Origin of the sequence: Psychrobacter sp. MES7-P7E (assembly GCF_002863645.1) — a bacterium.
Lineage (GTDB): Bacteria > Pseudomonadota > Gammaproteobacteria > Pseudomonadales > Moraxellaceae > Psychrobacter.
In genome coordinates, this window is sequence record NZ_PJBU01000073.1 from 83,580 (window position 1) to 90,190 (window position 6,611).

Annotated in this window: 5 protein-coding genes and 1 other RNA gene; 2 read left to right on the forward strand and 4 right to left on the reverse strand. The window is 42.6% G+C overall.

Going from position 1 to position 6,611, the window contains the following annotated elements; translation table 11 throughout:
- Nucleotides 1-5: 5 nt before the first annotated feature.
- Together CXF62_RS03510 and gpmI are read right to left on the reverse strand one after the other, a co-directional pair.
- Nucleotides 6-1,472 carry a S41 family peptidase gene (locus CXF62_RS03510; protein ID WP_102092930.1) on the reverse strand — a complete coding sequence of 489 codons (1,467 nt, stop codon included), beginning with the start codon at nt 1,470-1,472 and terminating at the stop codon, nt 6-8.
- A 234-nt stretch (nt 1,473-1,706) separates the two neighbouring features.
- Entirely contained in the window at nt 1,707-3,365 is a 1,659-nt protein-coding gene (gpmI, locus tag CXF62_RS03515) for a 2,3-bisphosphoglycerate-independent phosphoglycerate mutase (protein WP_082624622.1), read from the reverse strand.
- A 247-nt stretch (nt 3,366-3,612) separates the two neighbouring features.
- Here gpmI and ssrS point away from each other — a divergent pair.
- A non-coding RNA gene (gene ssrS / locus CXF62_RS03520) (6S RNA) lies at nt 3,613-3,808 on the forward strand.
- A gap of 105 nt (nt 3,809-3,913) precedes the next feature.
- Here the strand turns inward: ssrS and CXF62_RS03525 are convergent.
- On the reverse strand, nt 3,914-4,534 hold the full coding sequence (locus CXF62_RS03525; RefSeq protein ID WP_102092931.1) for an FxsA family protein: 621 nt from the start codon (nt 4,532-4,534) through the stop codon (nt 3,914-3,916).
- A gap of 259 nt (nt 4,535-4,793) precedes the next feature.
- Here CXF62_RS03525 and ruvC point away from each other — a divergent pair, with 259 nt between their 5' ends.
- Nucleotides 4,794-5,378 (forward strand): crossover junction endodeoxyribonuclease RuvC, encoded by a 585-nt coding sequence (gene ruvC, locus CXF62_RS03530; protein ID WP_057760973.1) that lies wholly within the window; start codon nt 4,794-4,796, stop codon nt 5,376-5,378.
- Between the two features lie 144 nt (nt 5,379-5,522).
- On the opposite strand, the gene CXF62_RS03535 is transcribed toward ruvC, so the two are convergent.
- Nucleotides 5,523-6,473 carry an META domain-containing protein gene (locus tag CXF62_RS03535; protein WP_102092932.1) on the reverse strand — a complete coding sequence of 317 codons (951 nt, stop codon included), beginning with the start codon at nt 6,471-6,473 and terminating at the stop codon, nt 5,523-5,525.
- Nucleotides 6,474-6,611 lie beyond the last annotated feature (138 nt).

Consider the following 6,611-nt stretch of genomic DNA (forward strand, 5'->3'; position numbering starts at 1 on the left):
AAAGTCTATTCTTTCGTAGCAATTTTTCTAACAAAGCGAATACCCGAATCAAGCGCGCGCGCCTTTACTAATTCTAATGCTTGCTGTTCCCACGTGTTCTCGCTGCCTGATAAAGTCACATCAGGTTCTACGCCGATCTCGTCTATTTGTTTGCCTGCTGCCGTCATATAATTGGCCACCGTCAATTTGACGGCTTGCTCATCGTTTAACGGTATGACTGATTGTACTGAGCCCTTGCCATAGCTGACTTCACCGATAATAGTAGCGCGTTTTTGTACTTGTAAACTACTGGCAAGCACCTCTGCTGCTGATGCTGAATAGCGATTTTGTAATACCACTAATGGCAAAGGCTTAAGTATCGCATCACCTTGGGTCGATAGTACCCGTGATTTATTTTGACGTGCTTGCACCTGCACCACATCGGTATCATCCATAAATAAACTGGCAACGCTCACTGCTGATGTCAGTACGCCACCTGGATTATCACGCATATCTAGTAAAATGCCTGATATCGGAGCATTTAGGTTAATTAAACCTTCTAATAACTTCTCACGGCTGTTGTTTTGAAACGCCGGTAATTTGACAATGGCAATACCATCAATCAGTTTGGTCTCGATAATCTGCGGATGACTATTATTACGCTGCAACGTCGTTGTATGCTTACGGCGACCAGCTTTAGAAGTAATGATATCTACCTGCGTACCAGCGATACCCGTTAAGAGCTGTTCAACATCATTGACCTGTCGCCCTTCGTCTAGCTTAAACTCATCAACCTGATGCAAATAATCACCAACTGCGATGCCTTTTTTGTCTGCAGGTGAATCATCGATAACCTCTGTCACAACCCAATAACCTGCCTCTGGTCGGTAATTAACCTTAATACCAATATCACCAACGTCACCCTCAGTAAAAGCACGCAGGTTCTCATAAGCTTCTGCGTCCAAAAACTCAGCATGGCTGTCAAGTTTGGTCAGCATACCGCTCATCGCATTGCTAAATAACTCTTCGTCATTGACCGCATCGACGTATTGACGACGTACTAAGTCCACCACAGCCACAAATGTCTTTAGCGTCTCAGGAGAGATAGCATTTAACGATACTTGTGCAACTTCTGCTGGAATGTCCGTATCAATATCATCGGCATCATCTGTTAGCGCGCTTTCATCTGGCACACTATCTATCGAGTCATCTGGCTCATCGGCGACATCTAACATATCAGCAATATTCGATAAATTATCAGCGTCGTTTTCATCCGCTATCTCATCTGCATTTAGACTAATGAGCTGTAAACCGTTTGTAGGATTATTATTTGTAGAAGCTTCCACTGCTGCTTGTGCATTTACGCCCATCGCACAACCAAGCACACCTATTATAATTGCAGGCTGCAAAACCGTGGACGCGACTGACGCCCTCCCTACTGATTTACTTAACCCTTTGGATAAAAAAGAACGTGCAAAAGAAATAGGCTGCATAAAAGAACTCATTTGAATAATAGAGAATACGAATTTATCGTTATATAGCGATTTATAAGATAGCACCAAACGCATATTTCGAACTAGCATAGTATTGCAAGTAAATTAAGTAAAATGTATCACAAAAAAAGGAAAGGATAATAGGTTATCCTTTCCTTTTTGATATCTTCTGGTACAGCTGTCAAGTCAGTATAAACCACAGTCATTCAAGTACTGTGGTTTAACTCGACTGGCCTAGACTGCTGGAACCAATAAGCTCTCACCTGTCATTTCAGTAGGGGCGTCAACGTTCATCAATGATAAAATAGTCGGCGCCACATCACTAAGTTTGCCGCCACGGCGTACTTGTAGCTTTTGCTCACCTACGTAAATTAATGGTACATGTTCTGTCGTATGCTGTGTATGTACTTGTCCGCTTTCATAGTCTTGCATCTGCTCGCAGTTACCATGATCGGCTGTGATAAGCATATCACCACCAGCAGCACGCACTGCTGACTCGATACGGCCAACACATACATCCAAAGCTTCTACCGCTTTTACCGCTGCATCAAAGATACCTGTGTGCCCAACCATATCACCATTGGCATAATTGACCACCAATACATCATACTTACCAGACTCAATCGCTTCTACTAATTTATCAGTGACTTCAGGCGCACTCATCTCAGGCTGTAGATCATAAGTCGCAACGTCTGGAGATGGCACTAATATACGGGTTTCACCCTGATATTCTTCTTCGCGGCCACCACTAAAGAAAAACGTCACATGCGCATATTTTTCAGTTTCAGCAATACGTAGTTGAGTTTTTCCTTGATCCTGCAAGTACTCTCCCAATGTGTTGGCTAAAGACGTTGGGTAGTAAGCAATGCTTGTTTTTGGATTGTCAGCTAGGACATCTGAATACTTAGTTAGCATCACAAATGCCGCCAGTTTTGGCTGTTTTTGACGTGCAAATCCAGAAAATTCATGATCTGGCAAGACAAACGCTTGGGCAAGTTCACGAGCGCGGTCAGCACGGAAATTCATAAAAATAAGTGCGTCGTTATCATTGACAGTATATGGCACTTCATCACGTCCAATTACGGTCGTTGGACTAACAAACTCATCGGTCTCACGCGCTTTATAAGCAGCTTGGACAGCACCATCTGCCCGTGTCGATAGACGATCAGCTTTGCCTTCAGTAATCAGCTCATAAGCTTTTTGCACTCTATCCCAACGATTGTCGCGATCCATTGCATAGTAGCGACCGATGATACTCGCAATCTGTACGCGGCCACCTTCGTAATGAGCATTCAATTTATCAATATAGTCGCGCAGACGATTGATGTACTTATCAGCAGATTTAGGCGGGGTATCACGGCCATCTAAGAAACAATGAATAAAGACATTCTTGGCACCATGGACCAATGCTGAATGACACATGCCTTCGATATGGTCTTGATGTGAGTGGACGCCGCCATCAGAGAGCAAGCCCATAATATGGACGTTACCGCCACGCTCATTAGCCGCTTTTACGGCATTGACCAATGCTTCATTTTTATAGAATTCACGATTGGCAAGTTCACTTGAGATACGTGTTGAGTCCTGATAAAGAACACGCCCTGCGCCTAAGTTCATGTGACCGACTTCTGAATTACCAAACTGACCATCTGGCAAACCAACATCTTCCCCTGAAGCTGAAATAAGCCCATGAGGATATTGCTGATAAATCTTGTCTAAATTTGGCATATTGGCAGCAGCGATGGCGTTATCTTTATCTTCTTCACGATGACCAAAGCCGTCCAATATCATCAAGACATGCGGTATTTTTTTATTCTGTGCACCGTCTTGGTTATTGCTAAGCTGTGTTTTATTATTATCAATAGAGTCTGATGCTTGTTGGGTACTGGTCATATATTACCGCTCCTCGAGTGAATGAACGCCTATAATGCTGTGTAAGGGAATATAAAGCCCTCTATATTAACACACATCTTGAAATAGCTGAAAAACTGAGCATTTTTCGTGAGTTTATGAATAATTTTATAGGGTTATCTTGCGATGATTTTTCTATGCAAGACAATATAAATGCGGCCAATTAACCAAGCTACGTATCAATCTGTAATTCAGACTTGCAATCACTCTTTTCATTGGTTAAGATAAAACTATTCTGAAGTGTTGGCTAGTAGATGTTTATTCCCTGAGCCGATAATGCTTTACCAGGATGTGGTACCTATTGTCTCATTGTGTATGCCTGCACCGCTTGCGGTGTATCAGGAAACCTGCAGAGATGATGACGCATCCGCCCTGAACTTCACGGTTCATGGGTCACCATCTTACAGCGGCACTTCGGTTGTTTCATTCGGTTAGTAAATATATTTCTTACAATTTATTCACTACCACCAAAAAGCCCCTTTCGTCGATGACGAAAGGGGCTTTTTGGTGGTAGTGATTTAACTATATAGTTATTCGTCATTAGCAGACTTGGTAATTTTCTTGACATCTTTAGGGATGTTTTTGGCAGTACCATCAACCGTAGTATGCTGTTTAAACACATCACCAAATGGGTTTTGCTGCTGTTGACCAAATGGATTCTGACCATTCATGCCACCTGCACCACCGAACGGGTTTTGACCGCCCATACCACTAGCACCGCCAAATGGATTTTGACCACCACCCATCTGCTTGGCCATCATTTCCATCATTTTTTGCTGGTTATTCATGACGTAATTATTGGCCAAGTCTTTTAGCTTTTTCTGCACAGGTGGCAATACCACTAACAGCGCCATCAAATCACTAAGTACCCCAGGAATAAGCAATAAAATACCTGCAGCTGCCATCGCGATACTCTTAATCATCGTGGTCTCTGGCGGACGCATCGCAGGGTTCATCATGCCACCAGCTTTCATTTGCTGTGCCATTGGATTAAGAGCAGCCATACCTTTGCGCATCAAGGAGATACCGATAACCGCGGCGATAATAAACCACATAAACACCCACCAGCCGCTCATAAATTGAGCAAGCAAATACCACAGTAGCATCTCGATAATAAACCAAACGATGGCTATACCAACTATCTGACCCATAAAGTGTCGTCCTATAAAATAAAAACCAATAAATTGAGCGCCATGAAAATTAAAATGGCTAACATATGATGTATATGGGGATTGGTTGCTATACTATCAAACTTAAGGCTAATTTTTAAGCCATATAGTCGGTACAATATAATTTGGATACAAGGAAGACAAACGTCAGTGCTACTAGCAGTAGGCTAAGCGAGTCTGACTCCATATCCGATTTCTATAGGACTGTATATAAAATGACAGGTAAGCAAGACGGAATATTATGGCAATTATTATAGGCATTGACCCAGGGTCACGCATGACCGGTTATGGGATAGTACAGCAGACAGGTGACAAGCTGACCTATATCGATGCAGGGACGATTCGTACAGATACCAAAGAGATGCCTGAACGCCTCAAGCGTATCTTTAATGGACTAACCCGTATCACACAGCATCATTTAAAATACGCAGACGAGCCTATCTATACGGCGATTGAGCAAGTATTTATGGCGGAAAACCCTGATTCTGCACTTAAGCTTGGGCAAGCACGAGGTGCAGCGATTGCAGCGATGGTTGCACTAGATTTAGAAGTATCAGAATATACGGCTCGGCAAATCAAACAAGCCGTCTGTGGCTATGGAGCAGCGGCCAAAGAACAAGTGCAAGAGATGGTGTGCCGGATATTAGCGTTAGAAGTCGTACCGCAACAAGATGCTGCCGATGGTCTTGCCTGCGCCATCTGTCATGCTCACTCAAGCCATTCAATGAACAAACTGATATTGAATAGCGCCATGCGTGGCCGCGGTGCTTCTAAAAAGAAAGGCCGTTGGCGTTTGACCGAAGAAGATTTAGGTAACTTACGTTAAAGATCAGCTTTAAAATAGCGAGGTGTTAAAGAAAACAATCGTCAAAATAGATAAACAGCAAATTAGACACCCCATAAAAAACACGCGCTATTAGACGCGTGTTTTTTATGGCTATGAGCATTTCAAAGCTCAAACTACAGTAAGCTACTCTACAACTGCACTTTCAATCACAGCATCCAATATATAGGCATACTTTTCATCAGTAGTATCATCTTTAGTTGGCTCATTAGTCTCTGATAATTCATCGATATATAGTGGATAGCGTTGTAAGCGTAATACTTCTTCGTGTTTGCTGTCATGCTGATAGCCATCGATTTCACCAACGAATACTCGCCACTGTTCTTCGTGAGTTTTAATGCCCTGATCATTATAAGTAATAGGCTTAACTTGTAAGCACTGCTCAGAGTTACCTGCTTCGCAAGGTACAGTTTCAGAGTTTACTGCCCAAAATACTGTTTCACCCTTACTGTTATATTTCGCTTGTGCAGTAAGCCTACCATTCCATACTAAAGTCACATCATCGTCAGTAAACTGGGTCAATACTGGATTATCGCCTTGATCAATTTTGAACTCACTACTGCCCTGCATCAACGTATTCAAGATGTTTTCTGCCATATCTAACTCGCCACAAGACATCTTCGTACTCATACCCTCTTCAGTAGTTAAGGTATGCCCTTTTAACTGATAGCCAGCACTAATCGTATTACAGCCTACGCTATAGCTTAGCGTGTCTTGCCCTTGATACTGGTTGAATGCAAGCGTTACCTGACTGTTGATATTCGCAAATTCAGCCATAAGTTGTTCATTGGCGTCGACTGCACTTACTAACGTCCAACGATGATGAGATAAGGTGGTCGTCAGCTTGTCTTGAGCGGTTAATTCAACAGGTTCTGATTCGTCTGATGTAGGGCTCATACTAGATACTAGACCTTCACTTACGGCTGAGTCTGTCATCTCGCCAGCTTCAGCACCCTGCGATGTATCATTTTCGCTAGACGCCGCTTCTTTTTGACACGCACTTAGCATCAGACTAACTGCCATCATACTGGGTAATAGCAGTAATTTTAACGTTGGCTTGTTTCGGCTACCTACCATATTGCATACCTCTTAGTAAGCTTGTACAACTTATCTCGCGTACCATCTATGTTTCAAAAATCTATTCAAAAGAAGCCATAATTTAAAAGCATTCTTCTTTAGTGAACAATTTAAAAACATAATTGATATAACTAAGCT

Bases quoted from the DNA above. Each gene is read 5' to 3' on its own strand.
- ruvC (WP_057760973.1), top strand. From the start codon at position 4,794: ATGGCAATTATTATAGGCATTGACCCAGGGTCACGCATGACCGGTTAT.
- gpmI (WP_082624622.1), bottom strand. From the start codon at position 3,365: ATGACCAGTACCCAACAAGCATCAGACTCTATTGATAATAATAAAACA.
- CXF62_RS03535 (WP_102092932.1), bottom strand. From the start codon at position 6,473: ATGGTAGGTAGCCGAAACAAGCCAACGTTAAAATTACTGCTATTACCC.
- CXF62_RS03510 (WP_102092930.1), bottom strand. From the start codon at position 1,472: ATGCAGCCTATTTCTTTTGCACGTTCTTTTTTATCCAAAGGGTTAAGT.
- CXF62_RS03525 (WP_102092931.1), bottom strand. From the start codon at position 4,534: ATGGGTCAGATAGTTGGTATAGCCATCGTTTGGTTTATTATCGAGATG.